Origin of the sequence: Acidisoma sp. PAMC 29798, assembly GCF_030252425.1 — a bacterium.
Classification (GTDB): Bacteria; Pseudomonadota; Alphaproteobacteria; order Acetobacterales; family Acetobacteraceae; genus Acidisoma; species Acidisoma cladoniae.
Genome location: NZ_CP126994.1, coordinates 1,655,561 through 1,680,675, shown reverse-complemented (window position 1 = coordinate 1,680,675; position 25,115 = coordinate 1,655,561). Strand labels below are relative to the sequence as shown.

The following is a 25,115-nucleotide window of genomic DNA, read 5'->3' as shown; positions in this document are numbered from 1 at the left end:
ATCCTTGGGTTAGTCTCCTGTGGGCTGGCGCTTCCAGTCATTCGCCAAGCTGGGTGTCGGGTTGCGCAGCGCCAACAAACGCAGCCCCTCCAGCGTGAGATCGGAATCGATGGTCTCGAATATCGTGGTGCCTTCGGCGAAAAGCGGCGCAAGGCCGCCTGTCGCGATCACCTTCATGGGTTGGCCGAGCTCGCTGCGGATTCGCGCAACCAAGCCCTCTATCATTCCTACATAGCCCCAAAAGATGCCGGAGCGCATTGCCGGAACCGTGGATCGGCCAATCACTACCTGCGGGCGACCAATCGCGATACGCGGCAGCCGCGCGGCGGCCTGATGCAGCGCCTCGATCGACAGGTTCACGCCGGGCGCGATGATACCGCCAATAAATGCGCCATCCTGATCGACCACATCGAAGGTCGTGGCGGTGCCGAAATCGACCACAACCAGCGGGCCGCCGTAGATCTGATGCGCCGCCAGCGTGTTTAGCAGGCGATCGGCGCCCACTTCGCTCGGCGTATCCATCTTGATTTCGAACCCCCAATCGAGATCCGAGGAGGCGATGAGCGGCTCGCAATACAGCCATTCGCGGCACAACCGGCGGAGGTGATAGAGGGCCGCCGGAACCACGGTGCCGATGACGGCGGTCGTAATGCCCGCCGGGTCGATGTCGCAATGCTTGAGAAGGGTAAACAGCCACACCGCATATTCGTCGGAGGTGCGTTGGGCATCGGTCGAGATGCGCCAGATGCCGCGCCAGCCTGTGCCGTCATGAACCGCCATGACGATATTGGTATTCCCGGCATCGATGACGAGACGCATCGCGAACCGTTATCCCCCCTGCCCCATCAGCACGTCCCCTGTTGAGATGGCGTGGATTTCGCCATCCGCCAGAAGCAGCAGGGCGCCTTCCGGCGAAAGCCCCGCAAAGATTCCCGCGCGCGTGCGATCGCCCTGTCTGATCGTGACCGGCGTTCCAATCGGATGCGCATGGCTGAGCCACGCGGCGCGGATCGGCGCGAATCCATTTTCCGCCAATCGGTCCCGCCAATGGGCGATACGGTCGAGGAATCGGACCGCGACGGAATCGGCTGTCGGCGGCGTGCCTTCGTGGCTCGCGATGGTTGCAACGCGGCGGCCCTCGACAGGCGGTGCCACGGCCAGATTGGCGCCGACGCCGATGACCAGCCAGTCCATGGTGCCGTCCGTCGTCATCGCAGCGTCGATCAGCACGCCCGCGAGCTTGGCCTCGTCCCGCAAGACATCGTTCGGCCATTTCAAAGTCAGCAGCGCCGGCGCGATGTCGAACTCGGCCAGCGCCTCAACCAAAGCGAGGCCTGCGAGCAGCGCCCATTGGCCGGCACCCGCACCCTCCACCGCATCAAGCGGACGTAGCAGAACGGAGAGCATGAGATTGCCGAGCGGTGCGGACCAGTCCCGGCCCCGGCTGCCCCGCGCCTTGGTCTGTACGCGGGCGAGGATCGCCAGCCCATCGGGTTCGCCGGCTTTCGCACGCTCGATACAGGCGTCAGAGGTGGAGCCGATCGTGTCGACCCGCTCAAGCCGGTAGCCCAGCAGTCCCTCGGCTGGAAAAACGAGGGCGCCAGACCTCACCCCAGAAGGGCCCGCGCCGCCGCTTCAGCCGCCGCAGTCACGGGACCCGCGACGAGGATGAAGAAGGTGGTGACGAAGCCGCTTGCCGCGACCACGAACGACAGCGAGGGCGACCGCCGGTCGAAGGCCCCCACCGGCGCATCGAAATACATCACCTTGACGATGCGAAGGTAATAGTAGGACCCGATGATGCTGGTCACGACGCCGATAACGGCAAGGGTCCATAGGCCGCCCTGAACAGCAGCGAGAAAGACGTATAGCTTGCCGAAGAAGCCGGACAGCGGCGGTATACCCGCCATGCTGAGCATGAAGATGGCCATGCCGAGCGCCAACCCGCCATCGGTGCGGCCGAGGCCGGAGAGGTCAGAAATCTTCTCGATGCTGCGGCCCTGTCGGCGCATCGCCATGATGACCGCGAAGGACCCCAGCGTCATGAAGATATAGGTCGCGAGATAGACCAGCGTGCCCCGCGCCCCGGAGGTGGTGCCGGCCGCGAGGCCCATCAGCGCGTAGCCGATATGGCCGATCGCCGAATAGGCGATCAAGCGCTTGATATTGGTCTGCATGATCGGCGCCAAGCAGCCGAGGACCATGGAGCTGATGGAGATGATCTCGATCAGCAACTGCCATTGCGGCAGCAGATGGCCAAAGGGCACGAACATAACCCGCAGCAACAGCGCGACCGCCGCCACCTTGGGCGCGGAGCCGAGCAGTGCCGTCACCGAGGTCGGGGCACCCTCGTAGACATCCGGCGACCACATATGGAACGGCACCGCGGCCATTTTGAACACCAGGCCGCAGATCACGAAGATCATGCCGATGATCAGCCCGGCCGAGGGTGTCGCCGTCAGCAGTGCAGCGGCGATATGGGCGAAGTCCATGCTGCCCGAGAAGCCGTAGGTCAGGGAAATGCCATACAGCAGCAGCCCCGAGGCGAGCGAGCCAAGGACGAAATATTTCAGGCCGGCCTCGGCCGAGCGCAGCGTATCCCGCGCGAAGGCGGCGATGACGTAGAGCGCGAGGGATTGCAGCTCCAGGCCAAGATACAGGGTCATGAGATTGGTCGCCGAGACCATGATCATCATGCCGGTGGTCGCGAACAGGATCAGCACCGGGAACTCGAACCGAGCGAGCCCCTCCTCCTGGCGGTTGAAGTCCAGCGACAGGATGATGGCCAGGGCTGCCGCCGCCAGGATCAGGATCTGGCTGAACCGGCTGAACGCATCGGCCATGAATAAGCCGCCATAGCCCAAGCCTTGCGGTGCGATGACCACGAGGCCCGCCGTCAGCAGCAGCGCGCCGAGAGACAGCATGGCGCAGAGCAGGAACGAGCCACGACCTTCCGTGAAGGCGCCGACCAGCAGGACCGCCATGGCCGTGAGTGCCAGGGCGATTTCGGGGATGGCGACGAGCCAGTTCATCAATTGGATCCCACGGCGAGGAGAGGCGTGGCGGAAGCGAGATGCGGGCCGCCGGCAATGGCTGCCACATGCTGGTTCGCCATGGCCGTGACTGTCGCATCGAAGAAGCCGGAGAAGCTGGAGGGGTAGAGGCCCATCCACAGAGTCAGCACGACCAGCGGCACCAGCATGGCGATTTCGCGCCCGCCGATATCGGTCAGGCCCTTGAGTTCAGGCCGCACCAATGCGCCGAAGATGACGCGGCGATACATCACCAGGGTGTAGACGGCGCTGAGGATCAGCGTCGTCCCGGTCAGCAGGGCCACCCAGAAATTCACCTTCAAGGCACCGACGATGACCAGGATTTCGCCCACGAAACCGGCCGTGCCCGGCAGGCCGACGGTGCCCATGGCGAATATCATGAACAGCAGCGAGTAGAAGGGCATCCGATGCACCACGCCGCCGAACCCGTCCATGCTCTGCGACTTGGTGCGGTCCATCAGCACGCCGACGCAAAGAAACAGCGCGGCGGTAATGAAGCCGTGGGACAGCATGCGGAACAGCGAACCCTCGATGCCCTGCACATTGAAGGTGAAGATGCCGATGACCGCGATGGCCATATGGCCGACCGAGGAATAGGCGACGAGCTTTAGCAAATCTCGCTGTACCAGGGCTGCGATCGATGTGTAGATCACGGCAATCACGCCGAGGGCGAACATCAAAGGCGCGAAATGCTGCGAGGCCTGCGGCAGCAGCGGCAGCGAAAAGCGCAGGAACCCATAGCCGCCCATATTGGCGAGCACGCCGGCGAGCAAGACGGAGGCCGCGATCGGTGCCTCCTGATGCGCATCGATCAGCCAGGTATGGACCGGCCAGATGGGGATCTTCACGGCGAAAGCCGCGAGGAAGGCGAGGAATAGCCAGAACTGCAAATGCGGCGGCAGCGGAATATGCAGCATGTCGGGGATGCTCATCGTGCCGTCATGGAACCACAGCGCCATGATGCCGAGCAGCATCAGCATCGAGCCTGCAAACATGAACAGGAAGAACTTGATGGCGGCATACAACCGCCGCTCTCCACCCCAGACGCCGATGATGATGAACATCGGGATCAGCACGCCTTCGAAGAAGACGAAGAACAGGATAAAGTCGAGGGCCGAGAACAGCCCGACCATCATCGTCTCCATGACCAGGAAGGCGATCATGTATTCGCGCACCCGGCCGCCGGTGCTGTTCCAGCTCGACAGGATGGCGATGGGCGTCAAGGCCGTAGAGATCAGCACGAACATGACGCTGATGCCGTCCACGCCCATGCGGTAGCTGACGCCGAACTGCGGCAGCCAGGACAGCACTTCGTTGAATTGGAAACCGGCCTGGCTCTTGTCGAACTCGAACCACAACACGAGGCTCAGCACGAAGACGATCAGGCTGGTCCAAAGCGCGGTCCAGCGCGCGGTGGAGGCCACTACGGCGTCATCACCGCGGATGGAGAAGATGACGGCCGCGCCGACCAGTGGCAGGAAGGTCAGCAGCGAGAGCAGCGGAAAGCCGGCCTGGTTCATCACGCTCACCGGAAGATCAGGAAGACGCTGATCAGAACGACCAGGCCAATCAGCATGACGAAGGCGTATTGCGCGAGTGAACCGCTCTGCAAGCGCACCAATCCCCCGGCTGAGCCGCGCGCAATGGCCGCGCCGCCCCTTGGAATACCGTCGATGATGCCCTCATCGCCGATATGCCACAGCCCGCGCGCCAGCACGCGATAGGCGCGGACGAAGACCGCGTCATAAAACTCGTCGAAATAATATTTGTGGACAAGCACGCGGTAGACGCCGGCGAAGCGGCGGGCGAGCCGGGCCGGCAGATCGGGCGTCGCGACATACATCAGATAGGCCGCCAGAATCCCGAGGATACCGAGCACGGTCGGCAGGATGTCGATCAGGAAGGGAATATGTTCGAGCGACGGAAGGATACCCTCATGATGAATGTCGGAAATCGCCCCGTCCCAGAACAGCGTGTCACCGGCGCCGATGAAGTCGTATTTTAAGGACACGCCCACGAAGATGGCGCCGAGGGCCAGCAAGGCCAGCGGCCCGCGCATCACCCAGGGGCTTTCATGGACATGCGCCATGACGTGATCATCCCCGCGCGCACGGCCGTGGAAGGTCATGAACAGCAGGCGCCAGGAATAGAAGGCGGTCAGGAAAGTGGCGATCTCGACGCAGATGAAAGCATAGCCGCCGCCATGGCCGAAGAAGGCGGAATCGACGATCGCATCCTTGGAATAGAAGCCCGACAGCGGCGGAATGCCGGCGAGCGCCAGGTTGCCGATCCACATCATGACGTAGGTGAAGGGGATAAGACGCCACAAGCCGCCCATCTTGCGCATGTCCTGCTCGCCCGACATCGCATGAATGACGGAGCCTGCAGTGAGGAACAGCAGCGACTTGAAGAAGGCATGGGTGATGAGGTGGAAGATCGAGGCCTGATAGGCGCCCACCGAAATCGCCACGAACATATAGCCGAGCTGCGAGCAGGTGGAATAAGCGATGACCTTCTTGATATCGGTCTGCACGCAGCCGATGGTCGCCGCGAACAGCGCCGTGGTGCCGCCGATAACGCCGACCACGCCCAAGGCGATGGGCGCGTATTCCAGCAGCGGCGACATCCGCGCCATCAGGAACACGCCGGCCGTGACCATGGTCGCGGCATGGATGAGGGCGGAAACCGGCGTCGGGCCTTCCATCGCATCCACCAACCAGGTGTGCAGCCCGATCTGCGCCGACTTACCCATGGCGCCGATGAACAGCAGGATGCCGATGACATCCATGGCATGCAGATTGGTGCCGAACAGACGATAGACATCGGCGTTATGGGCCGGCACGGCCGCGAAGATCGCGTCCAGGCGGATGCTACCGAACAGGAAGAACACCAGGCCGATGCCCAGCGCGAAGCCGAGGTCGCCCACCCGGTTCATGACGAAGGCCTTGATGGCGGCGGCATTCGCACTCGGGCGGTCATACCAGAAGCCGATCAGCAGATAGCTGACCAGGCCCACGCCTTCCCAGCCGAAGAACAGCTGCAACAGGTCGTTCGCCGTCACCAGCATGAGCATGGCGAAGGTGAAGAGCGACAGATAGGCGAAGAAGCGCGGAATGGAGCGATCCTCGGCCATATAACCGACCGAGTAGATGTGAATGAGCGTGGAGACCACGGTCACCATCATCACCATGACGGCCGACAGGCTATCGACGCGCAACGTCCAATCCGCCTGGAAACTGCCGACATGCATCCAGTTGCCGATGACCAGGATGCCATCGGGCACCAGGCCGGTAAGGAGTTGCAGGCCGGAGGCGACGGCAGCGGCGGAGGCGATCAGCATGAACAGGACACTGACGATCTGCGCCCCGCGATCCCCCAGGCTGCGACCGAACAAGCCCGAGATCAGCGCGCCCAGCAGGGGGGCGAAGACGGCAATGGCGAAGATCACGTCTTAGCCCTTCATCAGATTGACGTCTTCGACCGCGATCGAGCCGCGGTTGCGGAAGTAGGTGACGATGATGGCGAGGCCGATGGCGGCTTCGGCCGCCGCGACCGTCAGCACGAACATGGTGAAGACCTGCCCGGTGAGGTCATGCAAGGCGGCGGAGAAGGCGACGAGATTGAGGTTCACGGCGAGCAGGATCAGCTCGATCGACATCATGATGGTGATGACGTTCTTGCGGTTCATGAAGATGCCGAAGATGCCCACCACCAGCAGAATGGCCGACAGCACGAGGTAATGGCTGATGCTGACGGGCATCTCAGTGCGTCCCTCCGGGCGTATGCGAGACCAGAACAGGCTCGGGAGCCACCGTCTCCGGCAGGGTCACACCATCCTCGGAGGGCGGCGCCAGCAGCGGGTCCGGCCGGCGGATGCCCAGGGCCTTCACGCCGACGCCGATCGGCAGATCCATCATGATCATCGTATCGGCCGGCGTCCGCGCGATCTGGCGTGCGATGTCCTGATGCTTGGACCGCTTGCGATCCCGCAGCGTCAGCACGATGGCGCCGATCATGGCCACCATCAGGATCAGGGACGAAGTCTCAAACAGGAAAGCGTATTGGGTGTAGAGGACGCGGCCGATGGCATCGGTGTTGGTGATGCCCACGGTCATCGGCGTCAGGCTTTGGGTCGCGACGCTCGGCGCGAAACGCCACCCGCCGACGCCCAAAACCAGTTCCAGGAACAGGATGGCGCCGATCACGGCGCCGATCGGCGCGTAGCGCTGCACGCCGGCGCGCAGCTCGGAAAAGTCGATGTCGAGCATCATGACGACGAACAGGAACAGCACCGCGACCGCACCGACGTACACGATCAGCAGGATCATCGCGAGGAACTCGGCCCCCGCGATCAGGAACAGGGCCGCCGCGTTAAAGAATGCCAGGATGAGGAACAACACGGAATGCACCGGGTTGCGCGAGGTCACGACCATGACCGCCGCCGCGACCAGGATCGCCGCGAAGACATAGAAGAAGAGATTGGCGAGGATCATGGCGCCGCCTTACCGGTAGGGGGCATCGAGTTCAAGGCGACGGGCGAGTTCCGGTTCCCAGCGGTCCCCGTTCGAGAGCAGCTTCTCCTTGTCATAGAGCAGCTCCTCCCGCGTTTCGGTCGCGTATTCGAAGTTCGGTCCCTCCACGATGGCATCCACCGGGCAGGCTTCCTCACACAGACCGCAATAGATGCACTTCACCATATCGATGTCGTATCGCGTGGTGCGGCGGCTGCCGTCTTCGCGGGCCTCGGCTTCGATGGTGATGGCCTGGGCCGGACAGATCGCCTCACACAGCTTGCAGGCGATGCAGCGTTCCTCGCCATTGGGATAGCGGCGCAGCGCATGCTCGCCCCGGAAGCGCGGGCTCAGCGGCGACTTCTCGAAGGGGTAATTGATCGTGACCTTCGGCTTGAACATATAGCGCAAAGTGATGGCCATGCCGCTGAGCAATTCCAGCAGCAGAAGACCCTTGGCGGTGCGTGCGAGCGAAGCCATCAATCGTTTCCTTGGCTCGTTAACGAGAGGCGCGTGAACTCAGCCATTGGGCAGCCATCCGAAGATTTCCAGCACGGCGGCGGTCAACACCATCCAGCCGAGGCAGAGCGGCAGGAAGACCTTCCAGCCCAGACGCATGAGCTGATCGTAGCGGAAGCGCGGAAAGGTCGCCCGCACCCAGAAGAACATGAACATGACGAAGCAGATTTTCAGGATGAACCAGATCGGCCCCGGCACCCAGGTGAAGGGCGCGAAGGGCAGCGGGGCGAGCCAGCCGCCCAAGAACAGGATGCTGACCATCCCGCTCATCAGGATCATGTTCGCGTATTCGCCGAGGAAGAACATCGCGTAGCTCATGGAGCTGTATTCGACCATGTAGCCGGCGACGATCTCGCTCTCGCCTTCCGCCATGTCGAAAGGCGCGCGGTTGGTTTCAGCGAGGCCCGAGATAAAGAAGACCACGAACATCGGGAACAGCGGAATGCAGAACCACAACCCGTTCTGCGCGCGCACGATGTCATTCAGGTTGAGGCTGCCGACGCACAGCAACACCGAAACCAGCACGAAGCCGATGGAGACCTCGTAGCTGACCATCTGGGCCGCCGAGCGCAGTGCGCCGAGAAAGGCGTATTTAGAGTTGCTGGCCCAGCCGGCAATGATGATGCCGTAGACACCAAGGGAGCTGATCGCCAGCAGATAGAGAATGCCGACATTGATGTTGGCGACGGCCAGATTGTTACCGGTCGGCACCACGGCCCAGGCGACCATGGCAAGGCCGAAGGTGATCATCGGCGCCATCATGAACAGGATGCGGTTCGCGCCCGTGGGGACGATGGTTTCCTTCATCACCATCTTGATGGCGTCGGCGAAGGGCTGCCAAAGGCCGAAGGGGCCGACGACATTGGGTCCCTTGCGCAGCTGAATGGCGGCCAAGGCCTTGCGCTCGGCATAGGTCGCATAGGCGACCATGAGCAGCAGCGGCACCAGGATAGCCAGCGTCTCCAGCAGGCGCAGGATGATCTGGCCCAGAATCGTCGTGAAAAACATCGCCATGACGCGGTCTACTCCGCCGCCTGCAACAGCGGCGCGAAGGTTTCGGTACAAGCCTGCATGGTCGGGCTGGCGCGGCTGATCGGGTCGGTCTGGTAATAGTTTTCGATCGCGCGGGTGAAGGCCCGTGCCCCGGCTGCGTGACCCGAGGAAACCGGCCCGGTGGTGTCGGAGGTCGCGAGACGGCGGAAGGCGGCGGCAGTGTCGAAGACCGGATTGACGGCGACCAGATGCTCCCGCAAGGCGCGGATCGTGTCATAGGGCAGCGTGCGGTCGATGACCGAACTGAAGGCGCGAATGATGCGCCAGTCTTCCTTGGCCTCGCCCGGCGGGAAGGTCGCGGGCTGGGTCTGCTGCACGCGGCCCTCGGTGTTCACATAGGTGCCGCTTTTCTCGGTATAGGCAGCGCCGGGCAGGATGACGTCGGCGCGCGCCGCGCCCCGGTCACCATGATGGCCCTGGTAGATGACGAAGGTTTCCGGCGCGATGGCGGCGGCGTCGAACTCATCGGCGCCCAGCAGCCACAGCACGTCTACGCCGCCATGCACCATGTCGGCCCAGCCGATGCCGCCCTCACCCGGCACGAAGCCGAGGTCGAGGCCGCCGACGCGGGCCGCCGCACGGTGCAGCACATTGAAGCCATGCCAATCGTCGCTGAAACCGCCGACCTTTTCGGCCAGCGCCCAGGCGCTCGCGAGCACATCGGCGCCGCCTGTGCCCGTCAGCGCGCTCTCACCGACCACAATCATCGGCCGCTTGGCCTCGGTCAGCACTTTCGCGAAGGCGTGGCTTCCGTCCAGCACGGCGGCCAGCGTCTCGGCCCCTGCGCCGATGATCTCGGACGGATAGGTAAGGTCCGTCGCTGAACCGATCACGGCCACCGGCAGGCGATTGGCGCGCCAGCGCTTCAGAATGCGGGCATTCAGGATCGGCGCCTCATGGCGCGGATTGGTCCCGATCAGCAGCAGGGCATCGGCATCCTCGATCCCGGCGATGGTCGAGTTGAACAGGTAGAAGTCGCGCCGGGCGGTATCGAACTGCGCGCCGCCCTGGCGGCAATCGACATTCGTGGATCCGAGCGAACCGAGCAGATCCTTCAGCGCCAGCATGCTTTCGGCGTCTGCCAAATCGCCCGCGAGGGCGCCGATGCGGCTACCCGGCACGTCCTTAAGGCGCGCGGCGATGGCGATGAAGGCCTCTTCCCAGGTCGCAGGGCGCAGCCGGCCGTTAACGCGCAGCCAGGGCTTGTCCAGCCGGCGGCGCATCAAGCCGTCCTGGGCATGGCGGGACTTATCGGCCAGCCATTCCTCGTTCACGTCCTCATTGAGGCGCGGCAGGATGCGCATCACCTGCGGGCCGCGTGCGTCGATCCGGATATTGGTGCCGACCGCGTCCAACACGTCGATGCTGTCAGTCTTCTTCAGCTCCCACGGCCGCGCGGTATAGGCATAGGGCTTGGAGGTCAGCGCGCCGACCGGGCAGATGTCCACCAGGTTGCCGGACAGCTCCGACGTCAGCGCCTTCTCGACATAGGTGGTGATCTCCATCATCTCGCCGCGCGAGGTGCCGCCCAATTCGGGCACGCCGGCGATTTCGGTCGAGAAGCGGATGCAACGGCTGCACTGGATGCAGCGGGTCATGGTCGTCTTGACGATGGGGCCGAGGTTCTTGTCCTGAACCGCGCGCTTATTCTCGGTATAGCGGGAATGGTCGGCGCCATAGGCCATCGCCTGGTCTTGCAGGTCGCACTCGCCGCCCTGATCGCAGATCGGGCAATCCAGCGGGTGATTGATGAGCAGGAATTCCATCACGCCCCGGCGCGCCTTGCGCACCAGCGGGCTGTCGGTCTTCACAACCATGCCCTCGCCCACCGGGAAAGCGCAGGACGCCACGGGCTTCGGCGCCTTCTCGACCTCGACCAGGCACATGCGGCAATTGGCCGCGACAGACAAACGGTCGTGAAAGCAGAAACGCGGAATCTCCTTACCGGCGGCCTCGGCCGCTTGCAGCACGGAGAAGCCGCTCGGCACCTCGATCTCAATCCCGTCTATCGTGAGCTTGGTCATTGCCCGTTACTCCGCCGCAATCGCCAGGGGGTGCGTGACCGCCACGGGCGGCATCCGGGACGCCTTATAGGCGGTGATCCGTTCTTCCATCAGCGGGCGGAAGTGACGAATCAGGCCCTGGATCGGCCAGGCGGCGGCGTCGCCCAAGGCGCAGATGGTGTGGCCTTCAACCTGCCGTGTCACGTTCTCCAGCATGTCGATCTCGTCCAGTTCCGCACGGCCTTCGACCATGCGGTTCATGATCCGCATCATCCAGCCGGTGCCTTCGCGGCAGGGCGTGCATTGGCCGCAGCTCTCATGCTTGTAGAAGGCCGAGATCCGCGCAATCGCCTTGATCAGATCGGTGGACTTGTCCATGACGATGACCGCGCCGGTACCCAGGCCGCTGCGCATTTCGCGCAGGCTGTCGAAGTCCATCAGCGACTTCTCGGCCATCTCCTTGGTGATCATCGGAACCGAGACGCCGCCCGGAATGATGGCCAGAAGATTGTCCCAGCCGCCACGCACGCCGCCGGCATGAACCTCGATCAGCTCCCGCATCGGGATGCTCATCGATTCCTCGACCGTGCAGGGCTTGTTCACATGGCCGGAGATGCAGAACAGCTTGGTGCCGACATTCTTGTCGCGGCCGAAGCTCGCGAACCATTTGGCACCGCGCCGCAGGATGGTCGGCGCCACCGCCACGGTTTCACAATTGGTCACCGTGCTCGGGCAGCCATACAGGCCCATCGCCGCCGGAAAGGGCGGCTTCGAGCGGGGCATGCCCTTCTTGCCTTCGAGGCTTTCGATCAGCGCGGTTTCCTCGCCACAAATATAGGCGCCGGCGCCGCGATGGACGAAAACGTCGAAATCATAGCCGGAGCCGGAGGCGTTCTTACCGATGAGGCCGGCCGCATAGGCCTCCTCCACCGCCGTCTGCAGCCGCACATATTCCAGGTAATATTCGCCGCGAATGTAGCAGTAGGCGGCGGTCGCCCCCATCGCGAAGCCGGCGAGCAGACAGCCCTCGACCAGCTTATGCGGGTCGTTGCGCAGGATTTCGCGGTCCTTGCAGGTGCCGGGCTCGCTTTCGTCGCAATTGACCAGAAGATAGGCCGGCTTGTCGCCGCGATCCTTGGGCATGAAGGACCATTTCAGACCGGCCGGGAAACCGGCGCCGCCACGGCCGCGCAGGCCGGAGGCCTTCATCTCATCGACGATCGCGAAACGTCCACGCGCCATGATATCGGCGGTGCCTTGCCAATCCCCGGACGTGCGGGCGCCGTCGAGATGCCAGTCGCGTTCGCCGTAGAGATTCGTGAAGATGCGGTCGTGATCTTTCAGCATGTCATCACACTCCCGGCTTGGCGGCGATGGGCTCAGCGGGGGCCGGCGGATTGGCGGCGGCCTCTGCGGCTGCGCGGGCTTGCGCCTCGGCACGCGCCTTCTTCTCCGCGTCGTAATGGGCCGGCGACCACAAAGCCGCCTCGTCCAGCAACGTCGTCTTGCCGCCCTCGGCCATGGACCCGATGCGACCGATGGTCGAGCCCGGCGTCGGCACTTCGCCGCGGCGCAGAGCGGCGATCAGCGCCTCGGTGCGGGGGCCGTCGAGATCTTCGTAGTAATCGTCATTGACCTGGATCATCGGCGCATTCACGCAGGCGCCGAGACACTCGACCTCCTTCATCGTGAACAGCCTGTCGGCGCTGGTCTCGCCCCAGTGGGCAATGCCGGTGGCCTTCTTGCAGGCGGCGACCACATCGTCCGACCCGCGCAGCCAGCACGGCGTCGTGGTGCAGACTTGCAGGTTGTAGCGGCCGATCGGCTTGAGGTTGAACATCGTATAGAAGGTCGCGATTTCGTAGACGCGGATCGGCGGCATATCGAGCAGGGCCGCAACCGTATCCATCGCAACGCGCGGCACCCAGGCACTGTCTTCCAGACGGAACATCTGGTTCTGCACGACGTACAGCACCGGCAGGACCGCACTCGCCTGTCGCTCGGGCGGATAGCGTTTCAGGATGACGTCGATCTGCTCGCGGCTATGCGCGTCAAAGACGAAGCTCACCGGCTCGGCGACGTCGACAGTATTGGTTTCGCTCATGATTACCTGTCGATTTCGCCGAAGACGAGGTCGAGGGAGCCGATGATGGAGACAGTATCGGCCAGCATGTGCCCCTTCGCCATCTTGTCCATCGCCTGGAGGTGGGAGAAGCCCGTCGAACGGATTTTGCAGCGATAGGGCCGGTTGGTGCCGTCCGCCACCAGATAGACGCCGAACTCGCCCTTGGGGGATTCGACGGTCGTATAAGTCGCGCCGGCCGGCACATGGAAGCCCTCGGTAAAGAGCTTGAAGTGATGGATCAGCGCTTCCATCGAGCGCTTCATCTCGGCCCGCTTCGGCGGCGTGAACTTATTGTCCTGCACACGGATGGGGCCTGGCTTCATCTTTTGCAGGCATTGGCGAATGATCTTGACGCTCTCACGCATTTCCTGAATGCGCATGAGATAGCGGTCGTAGCAATCGCCGTGGCGCGACACCGGGACCTCGAAGGCCACTTCGGAATATTTCGAATACGGCTGGGCGCGGCGGAGATCCCACGGCACGCCGGAAGCCCGCAGGTTGGGGCCGCTGAAGCCCCAATTGAGCGCCTGCTCGGCCGTGACGATACCGATATCGACCGTGCGCTGCTTCCAGATGCGATTATCCGTCAGCAGCCCTTCGAGGTCATCGATGAAGGTGGGATAATCGTCGCACCACGCGAGGATCTTATCCTCAAGACCGATCGGCAGGTCGCGATTGACGCCGCCGGGCCGGAAATAATTCGCATGAAGCCGCGCACCGGACGCCGCTTCATGAAACTCCATCAGCTTTTCGCGTTCCTCATAACCCCAGAGGCTCGCCGTGAGCGCACCGACGTCGAGCCCGAAGGACGTGACGTTGAGGATATGGTTCAGGATGCGGGTAATCTCCGCGAACATGGTCCGGATCCACTCGGCCCGCTCCGGCACCGTGATGCCGAGCAGCTTCTCGACGGCCATGCAGTAGCAATGCTCCTGCGCCATCGGGCTGACATAGTCGAGCCGATCGAAATACGGAACGTTCTGAAGATAAGTCCGTGCCTCGATCAGCTTTTCAGTGCCGCGATGCAGCAGGCCGATATGCGGGTCGGCGCGGTCCACCACCTCGCCGTCCATTTCCAGGATCATGCGCAAGACCCCATGGGCCGCCGGATGCTGCGGCCCGAAGTTCATCGCATGGCTGTCGATTTCGATGGTCTGGGTCGTCGTGCCGGCCGGCATCGGGTCGTATTGCGCCGTGCCCAGCTTGTCCGTGACGTCGCTCATGCCCTCAGCCCTCGCGATGTGCTTTCTCGTCCCCGGGGAGCGTCGTCATGCCCTCCCAAGGCGAGATGAAATCGAAGCGGCGGAAATCCTGCGTCAGGTTCACCGGTTCGTAGATGACCTGCTTGCGTTCCTCGTCGTAGCGGACCTCAACATAGCCCGTCATCGGAAAGTCCTTGCGCAGCGGATGCCCGACGAAGCCGTAATCGGTCAGGATGCGGCGCAGATCCGGCTGACCGGAAAAGGCGATGCCGAACAGGTCGTAGCATTCCCGTTCCCACCAGGTCGCCGACGCCCAAAGTTCGTGGACGGACGGCACGGCAGCCACCTCATCCGTCGTGACGATGACGCGGATGCGTTGGTTGAGGGAGACGGAGAGCAGATTGTAGACCACCTCGAAGCGCTCGGGCTTGCTCGGCCAATCGACGCCGCAAATATCCATCACCTGCTCGAAAGCAAAGCGTGGATCGTCTTTGAGCGTCGTCATTACGCCGATGAGCGACTCGCGGTCGGTGCGCAGCACCACCTCGCCCACCTCCACCTTAGCCGAGAGAACGCGCGGAAGGCCGCCCGCGAGGCTCGCGAGGGCGGTCTCAGCACTAATCGGGGCCGGAAGCGCCTCGGCGGCCGGTGCGGGATCAGCCACGAAGGATGGTCCCCGTGCGACGGATTTTCTTTTGCAGCTGCATGATGCCGTAGACCAGCGCCTCAGCCGACGGCGGGCAGCCCGGCACATAGACATCGACCGGCACGATGCGGTCGCAGCCACGCACCACGGAGTAGGAATAGTGGTAGTAGCCGCCGCCATTGGCGCAGCTGCCCATGGAAATGACCCAGCGCGGCTCGGGCATCTGGTCATAAAGCTTGCGCAGCGCCGGCGCCATTTTGTTCGTCAGCGTGCCCGCGACGATCATGACGTCGCTCTGGCGGGGGCTGGCGCGCGGGATGATGCCCATGCGGTCAAGATCGTAACGCGGCATATAGGCGTGGATCATTTCCACGGCGCAGCATGCCAGGCCGAAGGTCATCGGCCACAAGCTGCCCGTGCGGGCCCAGTTCACCAGCTTGTCGAGATTGCCGACGACGAAGCCCTTGCCGGCGATTTCCCCGGTGATGCTGCGAATGACGGCATCCTGGTCGTCACCGGGCGGAAGCGCATCGCGATTCCACAGCACCGGCGCGTTGGGATCGTGATTGGCAGAACCGTGATCGGGAGAATGGGGTGTCAGGGCGATGCTCATGCTGTCATTCCCAATCCAGCGCGCCTTTGCGCCACTCATAGATGAAGCCCACGGTCAGAACGCCCAGGAAGCCCATCATGGTCAAGAAGCCGAACATGCCGATATGGGCAAGGCTGATGGCCCAGGGAAACAGGAAGGCGACTTCCAGATCGAAAATGATGAACAGCAGGCAGACGAGGTAGAAGCGCACGTCGAAACGGCGCCGCGCATCGTCAAAGGGCTCAAATCCGCATTCATAGGCGGAGAGCTTTTCGGCATAGGGCTTCTGGCGCGCGGCCAGAAGCGAGCCCACCAGCATGGCGCCGGCGATGCCGCCCGCAATGACGATGAAGACGAGGATCGGCCAGTATTGCGAAAGCAAAGGGTACACCTTCAACTCCTTGGGCCGAACCAGAACCGCAGGCAGCGGCCTGACGGGGCCTTCTACCGCAACCGCGAAGTGAGCGTAATCCCCTGCGCGAAGACTTGCCAGGGGGACCCCTTCACCATGTGTGGAGGGGACGGCTCGTCTATGTGAGGGGATTGATAAGCCTGAAACATTGTCACTGTGGCGCGAGTGACGGGACTCGAACCCGCGACCTCCGGCGTGACAGGCCGGCGCTCTAACCAACTGAGCTACACCCGCAGCGACTGGCCGGGTGTTAAAGCGGCGCGGCCGAAGCGTCAAGCGGCTCTGGCAAAGATGGGAGAGGCGTGAGCGGGCGTCACGCATGCGGCGCCTAGGCTGGACAGGAGTTTGGTGGGCGGTGACGGATTCGAACCGCCGGCCCTCTCGGTGTAAACGAGACGCTCTACCGCTGAGCTAACCGCCCATCGTCGCGCGGCGGAATACGCTGCGCTCTTCCGCCCTACATACCGCAGCTTCGTAGGGCGGAAAAGCGCAGCGCATTCCGCCGTCCGAGATGCGGACCTTAGTTAACGGCATCCTTCAACGCCTTGCCGGGCTTGAATCGGACTGAGACGGAAGCCGGAATCGGGATTTCCTCGCCCGTGCGCGGGTTGCGGCCGGTGCCGGCCTTGCGTTGTGACGTCACGAAATTGCCGAAGCCGATCAACCGCACTTCGGACGATTTCAACCCTTCGGCGATCTTGGCGAAGACCGCATCCACCACCTCCCCCGCCTTTGCGCGGGACAGATCCGTCTGCTCGGCGACCGCCGCGACCAATTCCATTTTATTCACACCAGCACTCCCTATTTCAGCGAAAGGATGGACGTTCCGACACCAGAACTGGCATCGCGATCCGAAGTTACTAGCCGTCGATCGACCGAGAGGTCGAAGCGGCGCGTGCACGGATTGCAACCAGGACTGGTAATCATCCTTTTTCGCTAAAGGGCCGCCACGGCAGAAAAAAGGCGGCGGAATTGCTTCCGCCGCCTTTTTTGCCTCAATGCGAATCGCGCCTCAATGCGGCAGCAACGGCGCCTTCTCTCCGACAGCCGGTTTGGCCGGAATAGGCTCCTCCACCGGCTCGGACCACTCGATGGGCTCGGGCTTTCGCTGCAGCGCCTGGCTGATCACCTGATCGACATGGGAGACGGGAATGATCTTGATCCCCTTCTTCACGTTGTCGGGAATTTCGGCCAGATCCTTCTCGTTCTCCTTCGGGATGAACACCGTGGTGATGCCGGCCCGCAACGCCGCCAACAGCTTTTCCTTCAATCCGCCGATCGGCAATACGCGGCCGCGCAGAGTGATCTCACCCGTCATCGCCACATCCCGTCGGATGGGAATACCCGTCAAGATGCTGACGATGCTGACCGCCATGGCGACACCGGCGGAGGGTCCGTCCTTGGGGGTCGCCCCTTCCGGCACATGGACGTGGATGTCCCGCTTCTCGAACAAGGTCGGCTTGATGCCGAAGGTGATCGAGCGACTACGAACGTAGCTGATCGCCGCCGCCACACTCTCCTGCATCACGTCACCAAGCTTGCCGGTATGCTTCACGCCCCCCTTGCCGGGCAGCAGCACGCTTTCGATCGTCAGGATCTCGCCGCCGACTTCGGTCCAGGCCAGGCCCGTCACGACGCCGACCATGTCTTCCGACTCAGCCTCGCCATAATGAAACTTCTTCACGCCTGCGAACTTTTCCAGGTTCCTCGGGGTGAAGGCGAGCTTCTTCGCCTTGCCGGTGACGATCTCTTTCACCGCCTTACGCGCCAGATTGGCGATTTCCCGCTCCAGGTTACGAACGCCCGCTTCCCGCGTGTAGTAGCGGATCAGCTCGTGCAAGGAGTCGTCAGAAATCGACCATTCGCCGTCCTTCAGGCTATGGGCGAGACCCTGCTTGGGGATCAGATGGCGCTTGGCGATTTCGACCTTCTCATCCTCGGTATAGCCGGGGATGCGGATGATCTCCATGCGATCGAGCAACGGCTGCGGCATCCGCAAGGTATTGGCGGTCGTGACGAACATCACGTCCGACAGGTCGTAATCGACTTCCAGATAATGGTCCGCGAAGGTCGAATTCTGCTCCGGGTCCAGCACTTCAAGCAGCGCAGAACTCGGGTCGCCGCGCCAATCGGCGCCCAGCTTGTCGATCTCATCCAACAGAAACAAGGGGTTGGATGTCTTTGCCTTCTTCATCCCCTGGATGACCTTGCCCGGCATGGAGCCGATATAGGTCCGGCGATGACCGCGAATTTCAGACTCGTCGCGCACGCCGCCGAGCGACATGCGGACGAAGTTGCGGCCCGTAGCATGGGCGATCGACTTGGCGAGCGAGGTCTTGCCGACGCCCGGCGGCCCGACCAGACACAGGATCGGTCCACGCAGCTTCTGGCTGCGCACCTGCACCGCCAGATACTCGATAATGCGCTCCTTGATCTTCTCCATCGCGTAATGCTCGTCGTCGAGCACCTTTTCGGCGGCCGCAATGTCGTTCTTGATCTTGCTGCGCTTCTTCCACGGCACCGCCAGCAGCCAGTCGAGGTAGTTGCGCACCACCGTCGCCTCGGCGCTCATCGGGCTCATGGTCTTGAGCTTCTTCAGCTCGGCCACGGCCTTGTCGCGGGCTTCCTTGGAGAGCTTGGTCTTCTTGATCTTCTCTTCCAGCTCCGCGGTCTCGTCCTTACCATCCTCGCCCTCACCCAGCTCCTTCTGAATCGCCTTCAGCTGCTCGTTCAGGTAGTACTCGCGCTGGGTCTTCTCCATCTGCCGCTTGACGCGGTTGCGGATGCGCTTCTCGACCTGAAGGACGCCGATTTCGGTTTCCATATGGGCGAACAACCGCTCCAGACGGTCACCGACGCCCTTAATCTCCAGCAGCTCCTGCTTTTCAGAGATTTTCAGCGTCAAATGGCTGGCGACGGTATCGGCGAGCTTCGCCGGATCTTCGATTTGGTGAAGCGAAACAAGGACTTCCTGGGCGATCTTCTTGTTGAGCTTGATGTATTGTTCGAACTGTCCGACCACCGTGCGGCTCAGCGCCTCCAGCTCCTTCGAATCGCCGCCGATCTCCTCCATCGGGGTGACCTCGGCCTCGAAGAAATTGTCGGTCTCGGTGAACTTCGTCACGCTCGCGCGGCTCTGGCCTTCAACGAGAACCTTCACGGTCCCGTCCGGCAGCTTGAGCAGCTGCAGGATCGTGGACACGGTGCCGAGCTGGTAGATGTCATCCGCCGCCGGATCGTCCTGCGCTGCGTTCTTCTGCGCGACGAGCAAGATCTGCTTGCCGTCCTTCACAACGGCCTCGAGCGCGCGGACGGATTTTTCGCGGCCCACGAAGAGCGGCACGATCATATGCGGGAAAACCACGATGTCCCGCAGCGGCAACACCGGCATCCGCGTGGCGATCGGAGAAGGCTCCGGTGCCGTCGTTTTCTTGTCAGTCACGATGACCTCCTTTCAAGGACAGTCGTTCACGTCGCGGGCCCAGAAGCGGCACCCGCATGGAACTTCAGCGTTCGGCGAGCGTCTGGAGAGGCCGTTAGGCGCTCTCTTCAACCCGCTCCTTGCCGTAGGTGAACAGTGGTTCGGCACGGCTCTCCGCGACTTCGCGGTTGATGGTGACTTCCTCGACATTGTTGAGGCCGGGAAGCTCATACATCGTGCTCAGCAAGATCTGCTCCATGATGGAGCGCAAGCCCCGCGCGCCGGTCTTGCGCTTGATGGCCCGCGCCGCCACGGACTTCATGGCGTCCTCGGTAAAGGCGAGCTTCACGCCCTCCATCTCGAACAGACGCGCATACTGCTTAACAAGGGCGTTCTTCGGCTTGGTCAGAATTTCGATCAGCGCGGGCTCATCGAGATCCTCCAGAGTCGCCAGCACCGGCAGACGGCCGATGAACTCGGGGATCAGGCCGAAGCGCAGCAGATCCTCGGGCTCGACCTCACGCAACAATGCGCCGACTTGGCGTTCGTCAGGCGAGGTCACGCTCGCGCCATAGCCGATGCCCGAGCCCTTGCCGCGCGCGCCGATGATCTTGTCCAGCCCGGCAAAGGCGCCGCCGCAGATGAACAGGATGTTCGTCGTATCAACCTGCAGGAACTCCTGCTGGGGATGCTTGCGCCCGCCCTGCGGCGGCACGGAGGCGACGGTGCCTTCCATGATCTTCAACAGGGCCTGCTGCACGCCCTCTCCGCTCACGTCGCGGGTGATGGAGGGGTTGTCGGACTTGCGGCTGATCTTATCGACCTCGTCGATATAGACGATGCCGCGCTGGGCGCGTTCCACATTGTAATCGGCCGACTGCAGCAGCTTGAGGATGATGTTCTCAACATCCTCACCAACATAGCCGGCTTCGGTCAGGGTGGTGGCGTCCGCCATGGTGAAGGGCACGTCCAGCATCCGGGCCAGAGTCTGGGCAAGCAATGTCTTGCCCGAGCCGGTGGGGCCGATCAGCAGGATGTTCGACTTCGCAATTTCCACGTCATTATGCTTCTGGCCATGGGCCAAGCGCTTGTAATGGTTGTGAACCGCGACGCTCAAAACCTTCTTGGCGTGTGTCTGGCCGATGACATAATCGTCCAGCACCTTGCAGATCTCACGCGGAGTCGGCACTCCGTCACGGGACTTGACGAGGTGGGTTTTGTTCTCCTCGCGGATGATGTCCATGCAAAGCTCGACGCATTCATCGCAAATGAACACGGTCGGACCCGCAATAAGCTTGCGGACCTCATGCTGGGACTTGCCGCAGAACGAGCAGTAGAGAGTGTTCTTAGAATCGCTGGTTTTGCTCATAGCAAGCTCCTGCCCCGGATCGTGCCGGGCGTCGATCGTCGAGACTACGCCCCGGAAGCGTTAGGAAACAAGGCGGCGGGGGTCTTAGCCGAAAGCTATCCCCGCCTTCCCGGCTCTTCGTCACGGACCGCGATCCGGTAACCTTCGCGGCCCGACGCTGGTCAGCATCCAAGTTTCGATCCAAGTTTCGGGCCAAGGCCCAAGGCTTGGCCGGAACGGCCTTAAACGACGATCTTGCCGTCCTCACCCACGACCGGCCGGTTCTCGACAACCATGTCGATCAAGCCGAAATCCTTGGCTTCGGCGGCAGACATGAAGCTGTCGCGCTCCAGCTTGCCTTCGATCTTCTCCAGGGTCTGGCCGGTGTGGTGAACGTAGATTTCGTTCAACCGCTGCCGGATCCGCAAAATCTCGCGGGCCTGGATTTCGATATCCGTCGCCTGGCCCTGCGCCCCGCCAGACGGCTGGTGCACCATGATGCGTGCGTTCGGCAGTGCGAATCGCTTGCCAGCCGCGCCCGCCGTCAGCAGCAAGCTGCCCATGGAGGCCGCCTGCCCAATACATACGGTGCTCACGGGGCATCGGATGTATTGCATGGTGTCATAAATCGCGAGACCGGAGGTGACCACGCCGCCGGGGCTGTTGATGTAGAAGGCGATGTCCTTGGCGGGATTCTCGCTCTCCAGGAACAGCAACTGGGCGCAGATGAGCGAGCTCATCTCGTCATAGACCTGGCCGGTCAGGAAGATGATCCGCTCCTTCAGGAGGCGGGAATAGATGTCGTAGGACCGTTCACCGCGGGAGGTCTGCTCCACAACGATGGGGACCAAAGTGTTGTTCAGAACGCTGATCGGGTCCCGATCTCTCATGTCATTCCTTTCCCCGCCCAGGGTCACCGGCGCGGTCTAGATGGATATCGGGCATTTCCCCATGAACCTGCCCGCATCGCAAGGGGTCGTCTTATCCAGCCTGCCAGACTGCCCAACCGTCCCGCTTTGGCGACGTAGGGAGGCCGGTCGTCTGCGGCCTCACCCATATGTGAGACCGCCTTAGGAAAAAGAAAAGAGGCGTCTTACGCTTCGGTCTCGAGGGCCGCTGTCAGCTCGGCTGGAGAGACGGCCTTATCCTCGACCTTGGCGAGTTCGAGGACGTAGTCCACGACCTTCTCTTCGAAGATCGGGCCGCGCAGGAAATCGGCCGCCTGGGGGTTCTTGCGGAACATCTCCAGCGCTTCCTTCTGGCGCGCGCCATACATCATGGAGTGCTGGAACACGGCGCGGCTCATCTCTTCATTGGAGACGGTGATGCCGTTGGTCTGGCCGATTTCGGCCAGCAGCAGGCCAAGGCGCACGCGACGATCGGCGATCGCCTGATACTCGGCGCGCAGAGTCTCCTCGTCCTTGTCCTTGTCTTCCTCGTCGATGCGGCCGGCCTTCCGCTCCTCTTCCAGGCGATCCCAGATCTGCTTGAATTCACTGGCTGAGAGGCTCGGCGGCACGGCGAAATCGACCTTTTCGGCCAGGGCATCCAGCAGCTGACGCTTCAGGTTCTGCCGCGCCTCGGAGTCGAGTTCGCGCTGCAGGCGGTCACGCACGAATTTCTTCAGGTCTTCGAGATCCTCGAAGCCGAGTTCGACAGCCAACTCATCCGTGGCGTCCTGGGTCTCATAGGTCTTCAGCGCCTTGGCAGTGACGTCGAACTCGGCCTCTTTGCCGGCAAGCTCGGCGGCGCCGTAATCGGCCGGGAAGGTCACGGTGATGGTGCGGGTCTCACCGACCTTCATGCCTTCGAGCTGTTCGGCGAAGCCCGGAATGAAGCCGGTGCCACCGATTTCGATGGAAATGTCCTGGGCGGCGCCGCCCTCGAACAACTCACCACCGGTGCGGCCGACGAAATCGACCACCAGGCCATCGCCCTGGCCAGCGGGGCGATCTTCGGTGACATCGATCTCCTTACGGCGGCTCTTGAGGATATTGGCCAGGCCCTGATCCACGGAGTCGGGCGCCGGTTCAGCCTTCAGGCGGGTCAGCGTGATGTCGCTCAGGCTCGGGATGACGATCTCGGGCAGCACTTCGAGTTCGACGGTGAACTCAAGATCCTTTTCCTCACCGGCGGAGACCAGATCGACCTTGGGCTGCGTCGCCGGGCGAAAGCCGCGATCTGACAGAAGCTGGCGGGTCGCCTCGTTCACCGACTCATCGGCGACTTCGGCCATGACGGCGGAGCCATAGCGCTTCTGGAGCAGCGTCATCGGCACCTTACCGGGTCGGAAGCCCGGCAGCTTCATCGTGCGGCCCAATTCCGTCAGCCGCGCCTGGCGCTTCACCTCCAGATCCGCGAACGGAAGGGTGACGGTGAAGGCGTGCTTCAGCCCATCGGACTGGGTTTCGGTGATCTGCATGGACGTCAGGGCTCCGGGTAGAACGAGGAAGGCGTGAGAGGGCGAGGATAAGGACGGCGCGGCACGGATGCGGTTCGAGAGCGGATGGTGCGGGCGGAGGGACTTGAACCCCCACGGCTTGCGCCACCAGAACCTAAATCTGGCGTGTCTGCCAATTTCACCACGCCCGCGGGCCGCATCCGCAGGGGGCGCGCTTTACCCCACATGCGCACCCCCCACAAGCGCGGCGGGTCAAAACGGTCTGGAATCAGGTGAGCGGGAGGCCACACCTTAAAGATTGGCACCCGCGGACTTGATCCGCGGGCCTACCGGTTGCGGCGCCCTGGCCGCGTTTAGGCGCTGCCCGGGTAGGTGCGCGGGTCAAGCCCGCGCATGGCGAGGGTAGATGAGCATCCCCAACGCCTGCGGAATGGCGTCGGCCAAGTCCTCGGCGATCAAACCGCCACCGCCAGGGTTCGGATCGGCGATCGTCGCCGCCGCGCCATGGACCCAAACGCCCGCCGCCGCCGCCTCCCAAGGCGCCATGCCCTGGGTCAGCAAACCCGCGATGATGCCGGCGAGCGTATCGCCGGACCCGGCGGTCGCCAGGCTCGGCGGCGCATTATTATTGATGGCGACGCGCCCGTCGGGCGCGGCGATGACCGTATCCGCGCCCTTGAGCACGACCACAGCCCCGATCCGCGCGGCGGCGCGGCGGGCAGCGGCCACCTTGTCGTCCCCCACAGGCCCGAACAGCTTCGCGAACTCCCCGCCATGCGGCGTGATGACCGCAACCCCCTTCAAGCGATCTGGGTTCCCGGCGCAGGCCCCCAGCGCATCCGCGTCTGCCACGATCTGGCGCTCGGCGGCGATGAGCTTGGGCAGAGCCGCTCGTGCGCGGTCCAGCCCCAGGCCCGGTCCGCAGAGCCAGGTTTTGCGTCGCTCATCCTCCAGCAGTCTCTCCAGCGGTGCTTCGCTAACGATCAGGCCCGGCTCGGTCGCGCGCAGCACGTCGCCATTGCCCTCCACCACGACAGTCAGCAGCCCCGCCCCTGCCCGCCGCGCCGCCATGGAGGCGAGGCGCGCGGCGCCCCCCATCTCCGCCCCCGCCAGCACGGTCAGCATGCCACGCGTATATTTCTGACCGCTCATGGTGAGGCTCGGCACGGTCCAGAGCGCGGTACCGTTGATCCAGGTTTTCACGTCGATCCCGTCCAGCACGCCGTCAGGCATGCCGATATCGGCGAGCACCGTCTCCCCGCACAGCTCCCGCCCCGGCAGAAGCAGGTGGCCGGGCTTGAGGCGATAGAAGGTCACGGTCATCTCGGCATGGGAGACGCCGCCGCGCGAGGCACCGGTGGTGCCGTCCACGCCACTCGGCACGTCCACCGCGACCAATCGGCGGGCAGCGGCAAGCACATCGGTCACGGCGGGATCGACATCGCGGGACAGTCCGGCACCAAACACGGCGTCGATCGCCAGACCGGCGCGCGCAGCCTCGGCCACGGTGAAGGGCACCATCAGCCCGCGCCATCGCGCGGCCATGATCGCGGCGTCCGTGCCGTCACGCGGCGGTGCCAGGGCCGCGACGGCGATCGGCCACCCGTCCTGTGCCAGCAGCCGGGCCACGACATAACCGTCGCCGCCGTTATTGCCGGGACCGCAGAACACCACCGTGCGACACGGCCGCATCCGGCGACGGATGGCGCGCGCCACCGCCCTGCCCGCATTCTCCATCAAAACGAGGCTCGGCACGCCCAGGCCCGGCGCCGCGCGATCCACCTGCCCCATCTCGTCCGGCGTCAGCAGTTCCGATGGATCGGGCATCA

The 25,115-nt window shown here is 63.3% G+C and carries 21 protein-coding genes, 3 tRNA genes and 1 pseudogene; all 25 read right to left on the bottom strand.

Features of this window, described 5'->3' with window-relative positions; genetic code table 11:
- Positions 1–9 precede the first annotated feature (9 nt).
- Positions 10–819 (bottom strand): type III pantothenate kinase, encoded by an 810-nt coding sequence (locus QP803_RS08045; protein ID WP_284947253.1) that lies wholly within the window; start codon positions 817–819, stop codon positions 10–12.
- Between the two features lie 9 nt (positions 820–828).
- Entirely contained in the window at positions 829–1,611 is a 783-nt protein-coding gene (locus QP803_RS08040; protein WP_284947252.1) for a biotin--[acetyl-CoA-carboxylase] ligase, read from the bottom strand.
- Entirely contained in the window at positions 1,608–3,032 is a 1,425-nt protein-coding gene (gene nuoN / locus QP803_RS08035; protein ID WP_284947251.1) for an NADH-quinone oxidoreductase subunit NuoN, read from the bottom strand. The genes QP803_RS08040 and nuoN overlap by 4 nt, the downstream gene beginning before the upstream one ends.
- Positions 3,032–4,573, bottom strand: coding sequence for an NADH-quinone oxidoreductase subunit M (locus tag QP803_RS08030; RefSeq protein ID WP_284947858.1), 1,542 nt, complete (start codon positions 4,571–4,573; stop codon positions 3,032–3,034). Before QP803_RS08030 ends, nuoN begins: the two co-directional genes overlap by 1 nt.
- 5 nt (positions 4,574–4,578) lie before the next feature.
- Positions 4,579–6,501, bottom strand: a complete 1,923-nt coding sequence (gene nuoL, locus QP803_RS08025) for an NADH-quinone oxidoreductase subunit L (RefSeq protein WP_284947250.1) — start codon at positions 6,499–6,501, stop codon at positions 4,579–4,581.
- A gap of 3 nt (positions 6,502–6,504) precedes the next feature.
- Positions 6,505–6,813, bottom strand: a complete 309-nt coding sequence (nuoK, locus tag QP803_RS08020; RefSeq protein WP_284947249.1) for an NADH-quinone oxidoreductase subunit NuoK — start codon at positions 6,811–6,813, stop codon at positions 6,505–6,507.
- Position 6,814: 1 nt separating this feature from the next.
- Positions 6,815–7,543 (bottom strand): NADH-quinone oxidoreductase subunit J, encoded by a 729-nt coding sequence (locus QP803_RS08015; RefSeq protein WP_284947857.1) that lies wholly within the window; start codon positions 7,541–7,543, stop codon positions 6,815–6,817.
- A 12-nt stretch (positions 7,544–7,555) separates the two neighbouring features.
- Positions 7,556–8,044 (bottom strand): NADH-quinone oxidoreductase subunit NuoI, encoded by a 489-nt coding sequence (gene nuoI, locus QP803_RS08010; protein ID WP_284947248.1) that lies wholly within the window; start codon positions 8,042–8,044, stop codon positions 7,556–7,558.
- A 39-nt stretch (positions 8,045–8,083) separates the two neighbouring features.
- The gene (gene nuoH / locus QP803_RS08005; RefSeq protein WP_284947246.1) at positions 8,084–9,097 is read right to left on the bottom strand and encodes an NADH-quinone oxidoreductase subunit NuoH; all 1,014 of its coding nucleotides are present in this window, start codon (positions 9,095–9,097) and stop codon (positions 8,084–8,086) included.
- 8 nt (positions 9,098–9,105) lie between these two features.
- A complete protein-coding gene (nuoG, locus tag QP803_RS08000; protein WP_284947245.1) occupies positions 9,106–11,160 on the bottom strand; it encodes an NADH-quinone oxidoreductase subunit NuoG in 2,055 nt (684 codons plus the stop codon).
- Positions 11,161–11,166: 6 nt separating this feature from the next.
- Positions 11,167–12,486, bottom strand: coding sequence for an NADH-quinone oxidoreductase subunit NuoF (nuoF, locus tag QP803_RS07995; RefSeq protein ID WP_284947244.1), 1,320 nt, complete (start codon positions 12,484–12,486; stop codon positions 11,167–11,169).
- Between the two features lie 133 nt (positions 12,487–12,619).
- A pseudogene (gene nuoE / locus QP803_RS07990) lies at positions 12,620–13,243 on the bottom strand (NADH-quinone oxidoreductase subunit NuoE); the annotation flags it as partial.
- Positions 13,244–13,245: 2 nt separating this feature from the next.
- A complete protein-coding gene (locus tag QP803_RS07985; protein WP_284947856.1) occupies positions 13,246–14,442 on the bottom strand; it encodes an NADH-quinone oxidoreductase subunit D in 1,197 nt (398 codons plus the stop codon).
- Between the two features lie 49 nt (positions 14,443–14,491).
- The gene (locus QP803_RS07980; protein ID WP_284947855.1) at positions 14,492–15,088 is read right to left on the bottom strand and encodes an NADH-quinone oxidoreductase subunit C; all 597 of its coding nucleotides are present in this window, start codon (positions 15,086–15,088) and stop codon (positions 14,492–14,494) included.
- A gap of 34 nt (positions 15,089–15,122) precedes the next feature.
- Entirely contained in the window at positions 15,123–15,725 is a 603-nt protein-coding gene (locus QP803_RS07975) for a NuoB/complex I 20 kDa subunit family protein (RefSeq protein WP_284947243.1), read from the bottom strand.
- A gap of 4 nt (positions 15,726–15,729) precedes the next feature.
- Positions 15,730–16,095, bottom strand: a complete 366-nt coding sequence (locus QP803_RS07970) for an NADH-quinone oxidoreductase subunit A (protein WP_284947242.1) — start codon at positions 16,093–16,095, stop codon at positions 15,730–15,732.
- A gap of 178 nt (positions 16,096–16,273) precedes the next feature.
- Positions 16,274–16,350, bottom strand: a tRNA-Asp gene (locus tag QP803_RS07965).
- A 112-nt stretch (positions 16,351–16,462) separates the two neighbouring features.
- Positions 16,463–16,537, bottom strand: a tRNA-Val gene (locus QP803_RS07960).
- 99 nt (positions 16,538–16,636) lie between these two features.
- The gene (locus QP803_RS07955; protein WP_284947854.1) at positions 16,637–16,897 is read right to left on the bottom strand and encodes an HU family DNA-binding protein; all 261 of its coding nucleotides are present in this window, start codon (positions 16,895–16,897) and stop codon (positions 16,637–16,639) included.
- Between the two features lie 231 nt (positions 16,898–17,128).
- The gene (lon, locus tag QP803_RS07950) at positions 17,129–19,507 is read right to left on the bottom strand and encodes an endopeptidase La (RefSeq protein WP_284947853.1); all 2,379 of its coding nucleotides are present in this window, start codon (positions 19,505–19,507) and stop codon (positions 17,129–17,131) included.
- 145 nt (positions 19,508–19,652) lie between these two features.
- The gene (clpX, locus tag QP803_RS07945; RefSeq protein WP_284947241.1) at positions 19,653–20,906 is read right to left on the bottom strand and encodes an ATP-dependent Clp protease ATP-binding subunit ClpX; all 1,254 of its coding nucleotides are present in this window, start codon (positions 20,904–20,906) and stop codon (positions 19,653–19,655) included.
- 221 nt (positions 20,907–21,127) lie between these two features.
- The gene (gene clpP, locus QP803_RS07940; RefSeq protein ID WP_284947240.1) at positions 21,128–21,775 is read right to left on the bottom strand and encodes an ATP-dependent Clp endopeptidase proteolytic subunit ClpP; all 648 of its coding nucleotides are present in this window, start codon (positions 21,773–21,775) and stop codon (positions 21,128–21,130) included.
- A gap of 203 nt (positions 21,776–21,978) precedes the next feature.
- Positions 21,979–23,307 carry a trigger factor gene (gene tig, locus QP803_RS07935; protein ID WP_284947239.1) on the bottom strand — a complete coding sequence of 443 codons (1,329 nt, stop codon included), beginning with the start codon at positions 23,305–23,307 and terminating at the stop codon, positions 21,979–21,981.
- An 85-nt stretch (positions 23,308–23,392) separates the two neighbouring features.
- Positions 23,393–23,477, bottom strand: a tRNA-Leu gene (locus QP803_RS07930).
- Between the two features lie 190 nt (positions 23,478–23,667).
- Positions 23,668–25,113 carry an NAD(P)H-hydrate dehydratase gene (locus tag QP803_RS07925; protein ID WP_284947238.1) on the bottom strand — a complete coding sequence of 482 codons (1,446 nt, stop codon included), beginning with the start codon at positions 25,111–25,113 and terminating at the stop codon, positions 23,668–23,670.
- Positions 25,114–25,115 lie beyond the last annotated feature (2 nt).